Raw genomic sequence first — 15700 nt, 5'->3', positions numbered from 1 at the left:
GCGGACGACAAATCGCCCGCCATGCACACGGCATTGCTTTGCGATTGGGAGGTAAGACTGGCACGACGCGGAGGAAAGGCACACTGCGGATCTGGATGCAACGACAACACTTTTCTTGCGCGACGTCATTATATTCATACAAACAACATCTTACAAAGTTCTTAGTGGAAATGATGCAAATATGCAACGGAGACAACTCCGTTCGCATAGTGTCAACACTTTTTGTGTTTCTTTAACGAAATTTCTGGAGGGAGATGGCCGCGCCATAGGGGCGTCAAGACGGCGCGGCGGTGATCGCCGCGCGCCTGTATTGACCTTGGTTTTCCCTATGACGACAGCCCGGGCGCAAGGCCCTTACAGCGGAGACAAGCTAAGCTGGCAAGTTAAAATTTCTTTAAGGCAATTCGCACCTATGAACAAAAACACGGATTTCGCCCTGATTTATGTTTTTATGGAAATTGACATGCATGCCTTATTGCCATAAGAGCAGCCTTGTTCAGCGCTGCGGGGCGCTTTCCAGCAGCAAGGTACGGATGTCGTTCAGCACCACATCGGGCTGAAGAAAGGAGGTGGAATAGATTTCGCGCACCTTGCCGGACGCATCGATCAGATACACCTTGAGCAAGTGGCTCAAGGCCGGCAAGCGCTGCCCAGGCGCGCGTTCGCTGGCGACCGAGACATCCTGGCCGAAGCCGTCGAGCAGCGGCGCCAGCTCGGCGTTGGAGCCGCTGGTGAGGAAACGCCACTCCACCTTGGAGCGGTCGCGCGCATCCTCGCCGCCGTAGCTGCGCATGGCTTGTGGCGTGTCGTAGGTAGGATCGAAACTCATGCTGACAAAACGCACCCGCTCGCGCGTGCGCGCATCCTGGCCCAAGGTTTTCTTGAGCGTATGCAGGGTCGCGTAGGCCAGCGGACAGCCGCGCGCATCGGTGCAATAGGTATAGATGAAGGAAAACAGCGTGATTTTACCGGTGGTAAATTCCGCCAGCCGGTGGCGGCTGCCATCGCTGTCGAGAACCATCCCGTCGGGCGCCTTGTGGATGTGCTCGAGCCGGTAAGTGCCCGGCGTCGGCAGCGCGAACTGGCGCGCCGGCGCCGCCACGGCGTGCAGCGCCAGCGCGGTCAGTGCCGCCAGCGCGCACCCTTGCACACGCCGCAAGGTCAGCGGCCCGCCAGGCGCGCCGCGCCCTGCCGCGCATCGGCGCTGACCTTGGCGCCCGCGGCGCCGAACTTCATGTGGTGGGCGCGGCCCAGTTTCAGCTTGGCGAAGTCGACCTTGAAGGTTTCCTTGAGCTCCTTGCCGTCCCACGCGAACAGCTTGACGAACTGCTCGTCGTCGGCGCCCTTCTTGTCCCAGTTGGCCAGCAACGAACTGCTCACGTACAGGCGCTTGCCGTCCCAGCTTTGCGAGACCATGTTCACCTGCGAACCGGTGCGCTTGGAATAGGTTTCCTTGGGCGCTTCCGGATTGCTGATGTCAAAATAATGCGTGGTGCCATCCATGAAGGTATTCACCCACAAGCCCTTGCCGTCGGCCGTGATCGACAAATCGACCGGCAGCGGCACCTTGGCCGGGTCGCCGATGGTGGCCACGTCCTTGGCTTGCCAGGCGCCGCTGGCATCCTTCTTGACCAGCCAGATTTTCGAGGTCAGCGCGGTGGCCGTGATGGCCCACTCGTCGCCCTCGTTCAGGGACCAGCGGATTTCCAGCGGCGCGCCCGGCACATTGAGCACTTTTTCCGGCTGCATCGACTTCAGGTTCCACATGACCATGGTGTTGCCGAACTGTTTCATGGCGGCCGGATCCTTGATCAGCTTGCCCAGATCGGTCATGTAGTTGACCGCCCCGGTAAAGCTCGATGTCAGCATCGCATTCTTGCTTGGGTTGATGGCGATATCGTAGCCGTAGCCGTCGCCGCCGTTAGTGGTCGGCATGGCGTGTTTGGCAATGAAGTCGCCCTTGGTGTTGTAGACCGCCATGCCGGTGACGCCGCCGCGGTCCTTGTCGTTCGACAGCGCGCCGATCAGCATGCGGCCCGGCAGTGCATAAAACGTGTGCGGGCCGACCAGGCCGGAGCGCTTGGCGAAGTCGTCGATCGTCTTGACCAGCTTGGGCTTGGCCGGATTGGTGTGGACATCGAACACATAGATCTTGCTGTCGTCCAGGCCGCCCGCCCACAGGAAGCGGCGGTCGTCGGTAAAGCCCATGTGATGGGCCTCGCCGCGCTTGCCGACCGAGACGTGGCCGATCACCCGGCCGAATTTTTTGGAGGCCGGATTGACGTCCATGGTGACCAGTTTATCGAAGCCGTCGCCCACCCCCTTCTCGCCCAGGGTCCACACATACAGAAAATCTTCCTGGCCCTTGATCAGGCCCGACATATACGGCGAATTGCAGGTTTCATCCGCGCGCGCGGCGAGCGGAACGGCGGTGACGCCCAGGACAACAGTTGCAAGCAAACTCAAGCGCATCAATTTACTGGAACCCATTGCTGATCTCCTGATCAAGCTTATAAAGACACTAATGTACGCCTGTTTGACCATGCTCCGCAATGGATGAAAAAGATATCGCCTTAGCTTGCGCCAAATCAAACTACGCAGCCAGGTTTTTGCTGTACGCGTAGAAAATATCGTCGCGCGTCCTACCCAGGGCCTGGTACAGGCTTTGTGCCGGCAGATTGGTTTTGGCGGTGGTCAGGTCGAGCCGCACGGCGCCGTTGCGCAGGGCATGCGCCTCGGCCGCCAGCAGCAGCGCGCGGCCGGCGCCGAGCTGGCGCGCCTCGGGTCGTACGTAGAGGTCGTACAGCGCGTAGATGGGGGCCGCGGCAAGCGAGCAAAAGGTCGGATAGAGCTGGCAGAAAGCGGCGGCGGCGCCCTCGTCATCTTCGGCCAGGATCAGCACCGATTCGCTGCCCAGCATGCGGTCGTGGATGAACTGGCGCGACAGGACCAGGTCGGGCGCGAGTTCGTAGAACTGGCGGTAGGCGTCGAACATGACGGCGAGCTGGTCGATGTCAGCCATCGTTGCCAGGCGGGTGGCGATTTTTTTCATGTGCTTTTCATGTGCTCTTCTTGCGGGCGGTTGCTGCCGACACGGAGCGTGCGCTTCCAGCGTCATCATAAGCACGAATGCGCGCGCGGTGTTTTCGTTGGCGCCCCCGCCGTCCTCAGCCCGCTCGGCGCCGGTTCGCACTGCCCCGGCCGCGCCTGCTTACCGTCAGTACGCCCAAACCGGCCAGCAGCAAGGCCACGCCGCCCGGTTCCGCCACCGCCGTGCGCGCAGCGCCCAAGGTGACGTTGGTGATGCCGGCCAGGTAGCCCTCGCCCATGCTGCGCAATGCAAAGCCGGTAAAATATTCGCCGCCGGTGGCCTGGAAACCCAGGAAATCCAGGCTGCGCGCGCCATCGTGCAGTGCAATCCCATCGAAGCGGTAGCTGCCCAGGTTGGTTTCCACGGTCAGGTCGACCGTGCCCTGCGTAACCGCCGCATCGAAGCCGAACAAGGTGTAGGGGATGTCGCCGGCGATGCTGGCGCTGATCGGTGACCAGTACTCGTTCGACATCACCGGCCGCAGCTGGCCGATCGACAGGCCGCTGCCACCGCCCACCACCAGGTTTTCGGCGGATGTGTACAGCACGTCGCCGCGCGCGAAGGCGCTGCCGGGAAAGTGAAAGCCCGCGCCGAAATCGTCGAAGTCGCTACGCTGCAAAATCTGGCCTGCCTGCTCCAGGCCGCTTCGCTGGCCGACGCGCAGCACGCCAGCGCTGGCGCCTGCCGTCCACAGCGCCAGCAAGGTAATGCCGATGGTGAATTGCTTGATATGCTTGAACATACTGGTTTTCCGGTGAAGTGAAACGATCATGCGATGCTCACGGCCAGCGGCCCGCCCAGCACGCCGTAGCCATCGTTGTGCAGCAGCCAGGCGCTGTAGCTGCCCGGCGCGAGGCTGCTGCTGTCGAACGTGACCCTGGCCCCGGCCTGCGCCGCGTACTGCCAGATGGCCGAGCTGCCCGCCCCCGGCGAGGTGCCCGCGCGGTAAATGCCGACCCAGTTTTTAGCAGTGACGCGGCTGGCTGGAATTGCGAAGGTGAACACCAGCGGCGCGCCGCGCGTGACCGCTGGCGTGCTGGTGGCAAACTGCGTCACGCTCACCGTCACCGCCTCGCCCAGGGCCGTGTAGCCGCCCTGGTGGAAATACCAGACGGCGTAGTCGCCCACCGCCAGCGCCGCCGTGCTGAATGTGTGGGTGCCTGTCGCCGCCGGCACGTAAGCCCATTGCAGCGCGGCCTGGCCCGCGCTGCCCGGTATGGCGTTGGCGGCGAACAGGCCGACCCAGTTTTTCGGATCGCTCTTGCCCGCCGGCGCGGCGTAGCTCACATTCATGCTCGCGCCGCGCTGCAGCACCGATGCGCTGACTGTGAGCACCACGCGGCGCTGGTTGGCGCCGATGGCCGGGTCGGTGCGCCCCGCTGCGCCGGTCTCCACGTGGCCCGCCACGCGCCGCAGGAAGCGCGGATCGGTATCGCAGCCGATGCTGTAGTCGTACCAGCCGAAACTGCCCGCCAGCAGGCATTGCACCACTTGCTGCTGGCCGGCCGCCACCGTATAGCTCGTGGCGGCGGCGCCGTAGGCATTGTCGACCATGGTGAAGGTGCAGGCTGCCGTGCCGCCCGCGTTCGACAGCAGCAATTGCACATTGCCTGCGGCCGTATCGTAGTTGACCCGCACTTCCGGACGCGCGGCGCTCGCCGCCAGGTCGCCCGCCAGCTCGCGCAGAAAACCATTCGGGCCGGTCACGCTCAGGTGGTATTGGCCGCCGCTCCAGTTCCACACTTCCCGCTCGATGCGCTTGCCCGCTTCGACCGTGTAGTACCACGGCCCGTCGCTGCGCACCTTGGAATACACGATGAAGGCCGCGCCGGCCGTGCCGCTGTTGTGCAGCGACAGTTCGAGCTGCCTGCCGGGCGTGACCGCCGCGTGCGCGCTCAGCACATACGGCAGCGCACAGGCGTAGCGCGTGCGCGTGACGGTCTTGCACGGCTCCTGCAGCGGCAAACTCTGCTGCGCTGGCGGCGCCGGATACGGCTTGCCGGACACCGGCTCGTAGCGGGCCGACTTCGGCACGCTGGCCGGCCAGGCGCTATTGGGCGACTTGAAATCGAAGGCCGAGGTCAGGTCGCCGCACACCGCGCGCCGCCACGGCGAGATATTTTCCAGGGTGACGGCGGCACGATTCTTTTTCAGGCCTAAGGTGAGCCACTCTTCCAGGAAGCGCAGCTTGGAAGTGTGGTCGAACACTTGCGAGCACACGCGCCCGCCCTTGCTCCACGGCGAAATGACCAGCATCGGCACGCGCGGACCCAGTCCGACCGGCACCCCGGCCAGGTTTTCATCGGCCCCGATCTCGGCCAGGGTGGTGCGCCCCATGGACGGGTCGAGCGGCGGGATATTCGGCGGCACATGGTCGAAGAAGCCATCGTTCTCGTCGTAGGTCAGCAGGAAAACCGTCTTCGACCACAGCGCCGGATTGGCCACCAGCGCCGCCAGCAGGCGCGCCGTCAGGTTTTCGCCGGCATTGGGCGAGTTCGGCGCATGCTCGGTGTAGTCGTTGGGCGCGACGATCCACGACACCTTGGGCAGGCGGTTGTCGCGCACGTCGGCGGCGAAGTCGGCGACCAGCCAGTCGCCCGTGGTGCCGCGCGAGTTGGCCTCGGTCGAGCCGGGCGCCAGCACCCTTCCCTTGCGCGCCAGCGGACTGTCGGGCGCGAGGCGGCTGCCGTCCGGATTGACGCGGAACTGGCGGAAATACGCCAGGTAATTGTCGCCGTAGTTATCCCATTCCTGGTAGACCTTCCAGCTGACATCGTTCGCTTCGAGGACCTCGGCATAGGTACGCCAGGTGGGCGCGCTGGCGGTGACGGCCGGCGCCAGATTGTCGCGGGCAGGATCGTTGTTGTAATAGCCCGTAGCGCTCACGTTGTACAGGCCGCCCAGCGCCCCCATCCGTCCGCGGCTGGTGCCCGACAGCGAGTAAAAGCGGTTCGGGTCGGTAGGGCCGAACACCGAACAGTGGTAAGCGTCGCAAATGCTGAAGGCGTCCGCCAGCGCATAGTAGAACGGCAGGTCGCCGCGGTCGAAATAGCCCATGCACTGGGGCGTCTTTTTCTTGACCCAGGCATCCCAGCCCTGCCAGCTCGCCTGCGAACCCTTCCACGAGTGATCGGTGCCGAGCGAGAGCGCGCTGGTGTTTTTTGTGTCGAAGTGAAACGGCAGCACATGGCCGCCGGCGGAGTCGGGCTGGTACCAGACCGGCTTGCCGCTGGGGAGGGTGATCGCGCGCGGATCGTCGAAGCCGCGCACCCCAGGAAAGCTGCCGAAATAGTGATCGAAGGAGCGATTTTCCTGCATGAAGATGACCACGTGCTCGACGTCGGCGATGCTGCCGGTGAGGTTATTGGCCGGTACGGCCAGCGCTTCGCGGATCAGGTCGGGGAACAAGGTACTGGCGGCACCGGCCGAAGCCAGGCTGAGAAAGCTGCGTCTGCTGGTGGACATGGGGGGCTCCTGGGGTGCGCTGGAAAGTCGTCGATCATAGTTGCCAAATATGACAGCAGCGTGTCAGCACGGCGCCGATGGCGTGACCGTCACGCCAAGTGTACGTTCCGGCATGGATGCGCCGTTGTGGTAATGACTGCGACAACACCGCGAGGCTCTCAGCGGCCGGCGCGCTGCAGTACTTGGATGGGCAAGGAATATTATTTCAGAACGCGTTCGCGGTTAAAAATTCGCCATAATAATTGTTTCCTAAAAATTCTGCGAATGTTTTAGGCAAGCTCAAGTTAAATAACATTAAAAAAGCCCGATTCAATCGCGTTTTCAGTGGACAATCGCGAATTCAAATCCTAACATTTGCCATGTCGCCCGAGAATGCGCCAAGAGGGCATTTCCATATTGGAGGAGATCATCTTAATAAATTTACGATTGGCAAGATAATCGATGAGTGAACAGCTAACGCCTTTTGCACACGGACGATTGCAGAGATGCGCCTGAAACCTGAGCCCAGCCCGAGCAGAAGGTACTCGGTTGCGCACGGCCACTCCCTGAAGACATGTTTGTATCCCGCCTCACTACATCTACAGGGTGATGCCGGCATCAAGGCAACACCATAAAGTCAAGAAAGGATTCATATTATGAAACAGACCCGATTTTTACAGATATTGGCTGCCTTGGCGATGAGCTTCGCAGGGGCTCTTTCAGCACACTCAGCACCAGTTCACCCACCCGATCAGGCAAAGAAAGAAGGCCTCGCTCGCGAAGTGATCTCAGAAGCAGCGAGGAAAGAGCTGCTGGCACGTGAAGAGGTATCGCAAGCGGTGGCACCGATTAAATCCCAGCTCGACCTGGAACGCTATTTAAAAATGGTTCCGCCCAAATCCAATCCGCTCTATCTGCTTTCACCAACGGCAAGGGAACGCTTCCTTGCCAGCGTGACTTTTAATGAAAAGGGCCTGACTGGTTTTGGGTTCGAGGACCTTCAACGCGAATTGTCGCAAGAGCAGATAGCAAAAGTGCTCGCGCTGTTCGGTTCCGAAAGTTCAGCCAAGTACATCAAGCCTTCTGCCGATACACGGGCACCCGGTCCGGGCGGCAGCAATAATTGCGTCGAAAATCCAGGCGAACTCGCGCCTGTTTTTTGTGAAGATGGGGATGGTGATGGCGGATTCGGCGGATTCGACGGGCCCAGCGGCGGCGGCGACGGTGGCGGCGGTGGCGGTGGCGGTGGCGCCGGAGGATGTATGGGCTGTGAAGGCTCACCCAGAATACCCCCGGTTCCCCCCGACAAAAAACTCCCTGGAGCACTTGACCCCATCATGTTGGCCAACGGCGACGTTTATCACATGTATTGCGACTTTGGGGGGAGCACATGTTCGCCAATGAACTTCAAATTGTGTAAAGCGAAATGCTAATGATTAAGTTCAAATTGGCATGAATCGGCCGGTAGTCGGCGTGCGGCCGTGGGCAGGATAGGTGGCTCTGTGCGCTGGCCTGCCCACAGCACGCCATGTCGCTACGTCGTCACTTACCAGGACTGAATTGTCGCATGCCGCCAGCACGGGGTCTGTAGAGCGCTACGGGACCATACTTGCAACGAGGGACGATATGCCCCAACAAATCAAACCGGCCTTGGTCAGGATTGTCCTTTTCGCGGCAGCTTTTGCCGCTGCAATATTTTATTCCGCTCGCAAGGAGCTTGAACGCGATGCCCTCGCGCCGACGCACCACGCGAGGACGGCCGCGCCTATGAAGCAAAATGCGGATGGCGGGGGGCAGCACAGTACCTCGGTGACACTGGTCAATATTACTCGCGGCCCTTGTCCTCCACTCTTCGGCGCTACCGTTGCAGTAGTTAACGACGATGCGAAAGTACAGGCCGGTACACAAGCCCTTATAGCAAAAAATTTTGACGTACGCACACTCAAGCAGTTGTCTCAGCAGGGAGACGTGTTCGCAGCGCTAGTGCTATTTCAAAAGGCCAGGCCGTGCTCCGAAGCGGCACGACATATGGACAGCATGGAATTTGATGCCCCCAATGCCGGCCGCCTTTCGGCGCGCGAGTGCTCCCAGCTGCCGGCGCGGTTCTTGCGCAACCCGATCAATATCCTGATACCAGCCGCAGACGCGGGTGCAAGCGCCGCAAAATTGTTAATTTCGAAAAATGCTCCGACTGTCGCTTCCATCATGACGATTCTTAAAGATACGACGCCGCAAGAAGATGCGGACCTGAGAGCTCTTGCTGAAAGGCATGGCCTGGACGCGGCCCGCTCCGGGTCGGAGAGTGCAATGGCTTTGCTTGCACATAGTTATCTAAGTGGCACCTTTGGGCGAAGAGACGCTGCGGGCGCATATGCAATTGTGCAAGCGTGGGCTCATTCGGGAAGCGCGGAAAACCACGACCGTGCGGGATATCTGCAGTCTCAGCTGTCGACAACTGAACTGGAGAACGCAAAATCATTGCTCCGCCGTTGCGGCGCGCAAAATAACAGCGCTTCGTCGATCATGCTTTCACCATTCAACTAGATTATCTTTGGCACAATCGGCACCGCATACATTCATTTTGGCAGACTCAGGACATTCGGTTTTCATGGACTTACATTCAGGAGACATTATGAAAAAAAATGACTGGATCAGGACCCTTGTCGGGTTATTGCTGTTTGGATTTTGTTCGATAAGTTCCGCAGGAATAGATATTTCACAACGGCTACAAAATTTTATTGCGAAGACGGAGGCTGTTGCAACAAGCGGCAAACCGACCGCGGAAAAAGCCAGTTTAATTGACGCGGAGTACGCGGAGAATTTCCGGACCCGCGCGTCGCCCATTCCTGATGACGAGTTGGCTGCGTTTTTCGCAGCGACCCAGTACCTGATGTTCTACACACTGGACAAGTCGAAATTGTCTTTGTTTGAAAAAATATTCGACAGCTTGGTCGACGCACGCCAGGCAACGCCGGACCAATATAGACAATTATTGGAAATGTACTACGCTCTTCGCGAATTTGAAAAAGCGAATGCGCTTATTGAGCAGTACAACCCCAATTCCTTACAGGGTCCGATTACAGTGAATGACCTGACAAGCCCTGCGGCGCGACGAACGGCCTGGATTTTTCAGGCGAATCGCGGCTTGACACGACGCGCTGTGGACTTACAGAAGGGATTGCACCTCATTATTATTGGCTCGCCTTATTGCGGATTCACACAAAGAGCCGTATCACAAATCGAGGGCGATCCCACGCTTGCGCCCCTGTTACGCGAAAAAGTGACGGTGATGGCAATGCATGACTTTAATTTTAATTACGATGTGTACACCAGATGGAACCGGTTGCACCCTTCGCTTCCGTTTACACTGACGCATAGCCGCGAAGAATGGCCGGAGGTCACCCATTGGGTATCGCCCGTTTTTCTGTTTTTCCGAAATGGAAAGCTGGAATCGGCATTCTCAGGATGGCGCAAGGATGGCGATTTGGAGAAGGTATACAAAGGCTTTGGAATCACTGTCTCGTCCGTTTAAGAACTGATTTCACAATACACTTTGCCTGGCTGCTTAGCTGTCGAAGTCGGTGAAACGGATGTGCGTGGCCTGCCCGTTGGCCAGGGAAAAGCTGGTGCCGCAATCATGTCCACAATGTCGCAGCGATGTCGGTAGGTCACACCGGGCTACACCGGCGGCGCTGCGCGCGGGCGGCCAAGGTGCGATAATTTCCATCCACTCAGCAACCAGCCAGGAACGTCACCGTGAATGCCACTCTGCACAAGCTGTTAAGCGATATCGAACAATTCGGCGAGAACAACGATGCCGCCACCGACGAGCGCGGGCGCCGCATGCTCAACATCACGCGCGGCACCGGGCAATTCCTGGCGCACGTGATCGGCGCCATGGGCGCGCGCGACATCCTGGAAATCGGCACCTCGAACGCCTATTCGACCCTGTGGCTGGCCGACGCCGTGGCGCCGAACGGCGGCAAGGTCACCACGGTGGAAATGGCGCCGCTCAAGCTGCGCATGGCGCGCGAGAATGTGGCCGCGTCCGGCCTGGGGCAGTACATCGAACAGGTCGACGGTGACGCCGGCGCGCTGCTGGCGCGCTCCGCCGATCACGCCTACGACCTGGTTTTCCTCGATTCCGAGCGCACCGAATATACCGGCTGGTGGCCGGACATCCGGCGCGTGCTGCGCCCGCACGGCCTGCTGATCGTCGACAACGCCACCTCGCACGCGGCCGAGATGGCGCCCTTGGTGCGGATGGTGGCCGCCGAAGCGGGATTTTCCACCACCCTCGTCCCTGTCGGCAAGGGCGAATTGGTTGCCAGCCGGGTGCCGGACATGGCGCGTTACTGGGCTGGCTGGCGCGAAAGCTGACCCCACGCGGCCGCGCGTTACTGGTGCCGCCCTTGTTTATCGGAACGCAAGTGTCCGGCCCGGTGATTGCGCACGAACGCGTCGACGATCTCGCGCAGTATCTGCTGGGTGGAGGCAGGCAGGGAAACGATGTCGTTCATCATGGCAAGATGTTCGCCCGACAACATCACGGGCGGTATGCCGGCGGCGGCCGTGTCGGCGTTTTCGGCATCGCCGAAGCGCAACCAGGCCGCGTGCACTCCCAGCCAGGCGGCCAGGATGACTATTTTTTCGTGAGTCGGAATGGCCTCCCCGGCAAGCCACTTGCGTACCGCGTGGGGTGTCACGGCGGCGCCATCGGCGCGCAGGTTATACGCCCGCATGAAGGGCGTCGGCGCGACAGGTACGCCAGCGGCCAGCAGCGCGGTTTTAAGCCTGTCGCTGAAATTGACGCGCTCTTGGTCGGCGATCCTGGTAGTCATTCCGTATTGTAAGGATATCGCCGTGGTGGGCGCGCACGCTTGCTTGATCATCACAGCGGCCTGCCTGGCCGGGAACCCGGCGTGGTGGGCGTTGTCAAACGGGGATGCAGCACCCCTTCGTGTTTCAGCATGCGGCATGGCGGTGGTCCGGCGATTGTTCCGCTTACCTGGCAAACCATCATGCAAACCACGCCCCCCTCCGCCCAGCATCCTTATTCCTATGCGGCGATCACTGCTCACTGCGCGGACCAGATCGCACAGCTCATGGCCGATGCGCGCCGCCAGAGCGGGGCCGAGGCGCGCTACCGGTACGAGCGCGCCTATGGCGTGTATATCGGCTGGCGCGCGCTGGTCGGCGGCCATGCCGACCATGCCCTTTTCGCGCGCGACGACAAGCGCCTCGAAGCGCTGCTGGCCGCCACGACCCATTCCCGGCCTTGAACGGCGCCGGCGCGCCAGCGGCCCCGTCACGGCGTGGGCGCGGCCGGGGGCGCCGACGGCAACAAGCCGTGTTCGACCACATAATCGGCGACGCGGCGCCCGACCGCCAGTCCGGCGCGCTTGTCGAACGGCCAGTGCACACCAAGGTAAATGCGGCTCTGGGCGTTTTCTTCCTCGGCCTGGCTCAGGCTGGAAAACCCGCGTACCAGGCGCGGCCGCACCCGGCCGCTGTTGTCGCGCGTGATGCCATTGAATTCATCGGACACGATGCTGAAGGCAATCGCATCGGTGCCGTAAAAGTGGCGCAGGGTCTGGAACAGCGCGCCGCCGAAACCGCCGTGGCCGGAAGGATAGGATGGAAACGGCGGCGTGAAATCCGGGTCCGAGGTATTGCTCGCCTGCGCTCCCAGCGGCGTCCAGGCCGGATCTCCCCGGGTGGCCGGATTGCCGTCGCCCAGGCCGGTCGGGCTGCTGCCGGGCGATGCTTCGCGGATGCCGCTCACCGGGCGCCAGAATTGCTCGGTGTACTTGGTGGCCCACACGGTCAGGCAAGTGTCGGCCAAGGCCACGTTGACCAGGGCCAGCATGCGCGCCATCTGCATGCCGCCCAGGCCGCGCCGGGCGCCGATGTCGAGCGCGATCTGGTTGTACAGGCGCGGCGCGCTGCCGATCCAGGGAGTACCGTCGTACGACCAGAAAATGCCGGCCACGGTCTGCGCCCGGGTGCGCCGGGTCGGGGTGGTCACGCCATCGCCGCCGAGCTGCTTGACTTCCTCGAAGGCGGCGGCATAGGCGCTGCTGGTCAGGGCCGGCGGCGGGCCGGGGCGGAACGCGAGGGCCGAGGGCAGCACGAACGGGCGCACCGGCTGCCACACGGCGCCCAGCGCCAGCCGATCGCGGCTGACAGGATCGGGCCGCCACTTGCCGGGAGCATTGCTCGGAAAATAGTCGACGCCGACGATGCGGTCTGCATAGGTGGCTTCGCGCGCCGGGTGCATGGCCAGCATGGCTGCGGCCGCGCGGCGGCCGGTCTCGGCGCCGTTGTCGCGCGCGCGCCCCGCTTGCAGCCGGGCCATGCCGCGCACGTAAGCCTGGGCGACGCCGGGTGCTTGCGCGGGGTACAGCGCCATCAGGGTATCGCGCGCGGCCCGCGCCAGTGCCGCCTCGGGGGCGCTGGCGGCCGGCGCCGGGAGCATGCCGGTGTAGCTCGGATAGACCGGCTCGACGGCATTAAGGGCTTCGTACAGGGCCAGGTGGAAGATGGCCAGCGCGCGCGCGCTGCGCGCCGGGCCGTACTGCTCGCGCCAGACGCGGGCGGAACCGGGCGGCGGCGGCGTATGGTCAAGCGCATTGGCGCGCAGCGCCGTCTCGCTCCAGTAGCGCACCTGCGCCGCCAGGCCGAGCGCGCGCACCAGGTCTTGTGACGCGGGCGGAGCGGCGCCGGGCACGGCGCCCGGCGCCGGCGCACCAGGCACATGGCAGGCCAGCACGCTCACGAGCGAGATGGACAACATTCGCTTGAACAAGGGTTTCATGATTTCTCCTTGAGAAGGGTGGAAACGCGCGCACGGGGGTACGAACTCGACGATAGCGCCGCCACGCCGGCCCGTCTCACGATCCTGTCAACGGCCGGCCTGCGCTATCCGGGCAAAAAAAGAAGGAACTTTCATGTGCGTTGGCATGTCGAATGCCTGTCTTCATCGTGCGAGTTTCCATGGACCAGCCTTCACCCCCCAAGGAGGCGCGCATCGCGCGCTTCATCCGCGCCCATCTGCAAGAAATCCTGCAGAACTGGGATGCGTTTGCGCGCAGCATTCCGGCGGCGCGCTACCTGCCGGCGGCCACCCTGCGCGACCACGCGGCGGGCATGCTGGGCGCCATCGCCGACCGCCTCGACCTGCCCGCGGCACTGCCCGGGGCGGCCGCCGAGTCGCCCCCCCATGACGGGTTCGAGTCCGACACCCAGGCCGGCCAGCACGGGGCCGGGCGGGTGGGCGCGGGCTTCAGCGCCAACGACACCGTTGCCGAATTTCGGGCACTGCGCGCCAGCGTCATGGGCCTGTGGGCGGCCAGCGAACACGGACGCGACCTCGGCAGCGAAGACATGATGCGCTTCAACGATGCCGTCGACCAGGCGCTGGAAGAGTCGCTGCAAGCCTTCTTCACAGAAAAAGATGAACTCGCGCACCGCTTCGACACCCTGCTCTCGGCCACCCCCGACCTGCACTACATTACCGATGTCGACGGCCTGGTCCTGTACGCCAACAAGGCCCTCGCCAAGCTGCTCGGCCCGCCCGCCAGCCCCGCCGTCCGGCAGCACCTGGGAGACTTCGCCCCTGCCTTCGCCGCCCAGCTGCGGCGCGACCTGCGCGCCGTGGCCGAGACGCGCGCGACCGGACGCGGCGAACTCGCATGCACCCTGGCCGACGGCACGGCGCACACCTACCGCTACATCCTGCTCCCCGTGATCAACCAGGATGGCACGATCGATGCCATCACCGGCACGGCGCGCAATATTTCCGAGCTCAAGGCGTCGGAAGCGCAAATCCTGCGCAACGCCTATTACGACAGCCTGACCGGCTTGCCCAACCGTATCCTGTTCCGCGAACGGCTGGACCACGACGTGCGGCGCGCGGCGCGCACCGAGTTCGCGCTGGCCCTGCTGTTCATCGACCTGGACGGCTTCAAGGAAGTCAACGACCGCTTCGGCCACGATGCCGGCGACCAGCTGCTGCTGCAGGTTGCCCAACGCCTGCAGGCGTGCGTGCGCGCAACCGACACCGTGGCGCGCATCGGCGGCGACGAATTCACCGTCATCCTCAACGAAGTGAGCCGGATCGCCTTTGTCGAGGTGCTGGTATGCGAGATCCTGGCCGACTTGGCGCGCCCCTTCTCCATCGCCGGCAAGGAAGTGCATGTATCGGGCAGCATCGGCATCACCATCTGTCCGCAGGATGCGCACCTGCCCGACGACCTGCTGCGCAATGCCGACCAGGCCATGTTCGTGGCCAAGCACGCGGGCCGCAACCGCTTCAGCTATTTCACGCCGGACATCCGCGATTCGGCCTCGGCCCGCCTGCGCGCGATCGACCAGCTGCGCCAGGCGCTGGCGCGGCGCGAGCTGCGGGTGTATTACCAGCCCATCGTCGAGCTGGCCAGCGAGGCGATCGTCAAGGCCGAGGCGCTGGTACGCTGGCACCATCCGGACGGCAGCCTGGTACTGCCGCAGCACTTTATCGGGATCGCCGAGGAAACCGGCCTGATCGGCGAAATCGATGCCTGGGTGCTGGCCCAGGCGGTGCCCTGCGCGGCGCGCCTGGGCGAACTGACGGGCGCGCCCTTCCAGATCAGCGTCAACAAGTCGCCGGTCGGATTCACGCGGCGCGTGATCGGTCATGGCTGGGAAGAAGACCTGGCCCTGTTCAACAGCGCCGGCGCGCGCATCGCGGTCGAAATCACCGAGGGCATGCTGCTGGACGATTCGCCCGGTGTGCGCGACAAGCTGGCGCGGCTGCAGAAGGCCGGGGTCCAGTTCACGATCGACGACTTCGGCATCGGTTACTCGTCGATGGCTTACCTGAACAAGTTCAAGGTCGATTTTTTGAAAATCGACCAATCCTTCGTCAAGGACATGCACACCACCAACCCGCGCGGCCAGATCTTTGCCGAAACCATCATCATGATGGCGCACAAGCTGGGCCTGAAGGTGATCGCCGAAGGGGTCGAAACGGCCAGCCAGCGCGACTGGCTGCGCCAGGCCGGCTGCGACTATGCGCAGGGTTTCCTGTTTTCGCCGGCCACCACGGAAGAGCGCTTCGCGCAGCTGCTGCAAGCCGGCTGAGGCGCGCAGCGGCCACGGTCGGCCCCGGCGTCAATGCGCGCG

13 protein-coding genes are annotated in these 15700 nt (G+C 62.7%); 6 read left to right on the top strand and 7 right to left on the bottom strand.

Annotated features, from left to right (window positions below; genetic code table 11):
- Positions 1-496: 496 nt before the first annotated feature.
- From IV454_RS20980 to IV454_RS20960, 5 genes are all read right to left on the bottom strand, one after another.
- A complete protein-coding gene (locus IV454_RS20980; protein WP_229522351.1) occupies positions 497-1150 on the bottom strand; it encodes an SCO family protein in 654 nt (217 codons plus the stop codon).
- Between the two features lie 11 nt (positions 1151-1161).
- Complete coding sequence (mtoX, locus tag IV454_RS20975) at positions 1162-2490, bottom strand: methanethiol oxidase (protein WP_282961356.1); 1329 nt, start codon at positions 2488-2490, stop codon at positions 1162-1164.
- A gap of 103 nt (positions 2491-2593) precedes the next feature.
- Complete coding sequence (locus tag IV454_RS20970; RefSeq protein ID WP_206087662.1) at positions 2594-3052, bottom strand: GNAT family N-acetyltransferase; 459 nt, start codon at positions 3050-3052, stop codon at positions 2594-2596.
- Positions 3053-3167: 115 nt separating this feature from the next.
- Positions 3168-3833 carry a hypothetical protein gene (locus tag IV454_RS20965; protein WP_206087661.1) on the bottom strand — a complete coding sequence of 222 codons (666 nt, stop codon included), beginning with the start codon at positions 3831-3833 and terminating at the stop codon, positions 3168-3170.
- 26 nt (positions 3834-3859) lie between these two features.
- A complete protein-coding gene (locus tag IV454_RS20960) occupies positions 3860-6556 on the bottom strand; it encodes a phosphocholine-specific phospholipase C (protein WP_206087660.1) in 2697 nt (898 codons plus the stop codon).
- Positions 6557-7191: 635 nt separating this feature from the next.
- Here IV454_RS20960 and IV454_RS20955 point away from each other — a divergent pair.
- From IV454_RS20955 to IV454_RS20940, 4 genes are all read left to right on the top strand, one after another.
- Positions 7192-7968 carry a hypothetical protein gene (locus tag IV454_RS20955; RefSeq protein ID WP_206087659.1) on the top strand — a complete coding sequence of 259 codons (777 nt, stop codon included), beginning with the start codon at positions 7192-7194 and terminating at the stop codon, positions 7966-7968.
- Positions 7969-8161: 193 nt separating this feature from the next.
- Entirely contained in the window at positions 8162-9079 is a 918-nt protein-coding gene (locus tag IV454_RS20950) for a hypothetical protein (protein ID WP_206087658.1), read from the top strand.
- 88 nt (positions 9080-9167) lie between these two features.
- The gene (locus IV454_RS20945) at positions 9168-10067 is read left to right on the top strand and encodes a hypothetical protein (RefSeq protein ID WP_206087657.1); all 900 of its coding nucleotides are present in this window, start codon (positions 9168-9170) and stop codon (positions 10065-10067) included.
- Between the two features lie 224 nt (positions 10068-10291).
- A complete protein-coding gene (locus IV454_RS20940) occupies positions 10292-10915 on the top strand; it encodes an O-methyltransferase (RefSeq protein ID WP_229521748.1) in 624 nt (207 codons plus the stop codon).
- Between the two features lie 17 nt (positions 10916-10932).
- Here IV454_RS20940 and IV454_RS20935 read toward each other — a convergent pair whose 3' ends face one another.
- Positions 10933-11427 (bottom strand): hypothetical protein, encoded by a 495-nt coding sequence (locus tag IV454_RS20935; protein ID WP_206087656.1) that lies wholly within the window; start codon positions 11425-11427, stop codon positions 10933-10935.
- Positions 11428-11556: 129 nt separating this feature from the next.
- Here IV454_RS20935 and IV454_RS20930 point away from each other — a divergent pair, with 129 nt between their 5' ends.
- On the top strand, positions 11557-11817 hold the full coding sequence (locus tag IV454_RS20930; RefSeq protein ID WP_206087655.1) for a hypothetical protein: 261 nt from the start codon (positions 11557-11559) through the stop codon (positions 11815-11817).
- Positions 11818-11843: 26 nt separating this feature from the next.
- On the opposite strand, the gene IV454_RS20925 is transcribed toward IV454_RS20930, so the two are convergent.
- Positions 11844-13352, bottom strand: coding sequence for a vanadium-dependent haloperoxidase (locus tag IV454_RS20925; RefSeq protein ID WP_206087654.1), 1509 nt, complete (start codon positions 13350-13352; stop codon positions 11844-11846).
- A 179-nt stretch (positions 13353-13531) separates the two neighbouring features.
- Between IV454_RS20925 and IV454_RS20920 the strand changes: the two genes are divergently transcribed.
- On the top strand, positions 13532-15658 hold the full coding sequence (locus tag IV454_RS20920; RefSeq protein ID WP_206087653.1) for a putative bifunctional diguanylate cyclase/phosphodiesterase: 2127 nt from the start codon (positions 13532-13534) through the stop codon (positions 15656-15658).
- The last annotated feature ends 42 nt before the right edge of the window (positions 15659-15700 follow it).

Source organism: Massilia antarctica (assembly GCF_015689335.1).
Lineage (GTDB): Bacteria > Pseudomonadota > Gammaproteobacteria > Burkholderiales > Burkholderiaceae_D > Telluria_A > Telluria_A antarctica.
The sequence above is the reverse complement of the archived record's forward strand: the minus strand, read 5'-3'. Positions and strand labels throughout refer to the sequence as shown.

Bases quoted from the DNA above. Each gene is read 5' to 3' on its own strand.
- mtoX (WP_282961356.1), bottom strand. From the start codon at position 2,490: ATGGGTTCCAGTAAATTGATGCGCTTGAGTTTGCTTGCAACTGTTGTC.
- IV454_RS20970 (WP_206087662.1), bottom strand. From the start codon at position 3,052: ATGAAAAAAATCGCCACCCGCCTGGCAACGATGGCTGACATCGACCAG.
- IV454_RS20965 (WP_206087661.1), bottom strand. From the start codon at position 3,833: ATGTTCAAGCATATCAAGCAATTCACCATCGGCATTACCTTGCTGGCG.
- IV454_RS20960 (WP_206087660.1), bottom strand. From the start codon at position 6,556: ATGTCCACCAGCAGACGCAGCTTTCTCAGCCTGGCTTCGGCCGGTGCC.
- IV454_RS20955 (WP_206087659.1), top strand. From the start codon at position 7,192: ATGAAACAGACCCGATTTTTACAGATATTGGCTGCCTTGGCGATGAGC.
- IV454_RS20950 (WP_206087658.1), top strand. From the start codon at position 8,162: ATGCCCCAACAAATCAAACCGGCCTTGGTCAGGATTGTCCTTTTCGCG.
- IV454_RS20945 (WP_206087657.1), top strand. From the start codon at position 9,168: ATGAAAAAAAATGACTGGATCAGGACCCTTGTCGGGTTATTGCTGTTT.
- IV454_RS20935 (WP_206087656.1), bottom strand. From the start codon at position 11,427: ATGATCAAGCAAGCGTGCGCGCCCACCACGGCGATATCCTTACAATAC.
- IV454_RS20930 (WP_206087655.1), top strand. From the start codon at position 11,557: ATGCAAACCACGCCCCCCTCCGCCCAGCATCCTTATTCCTATGCGGCG.
- IV454_RS20925 (WP_206087654.1), bottom strand. From the start codon at position 13,352: ATGAAACCCTTGTTCAAGCGAATGTTGTCCATCTCGCTCGTGAGCGTG.
- IV454_RS20920 (WP_206087653.1), top strand. From the start codon at position 13,532: ATGGACCAGCCTTCACCCCCCAAGGAGGCGCGCATCGCGCGCTTCATC.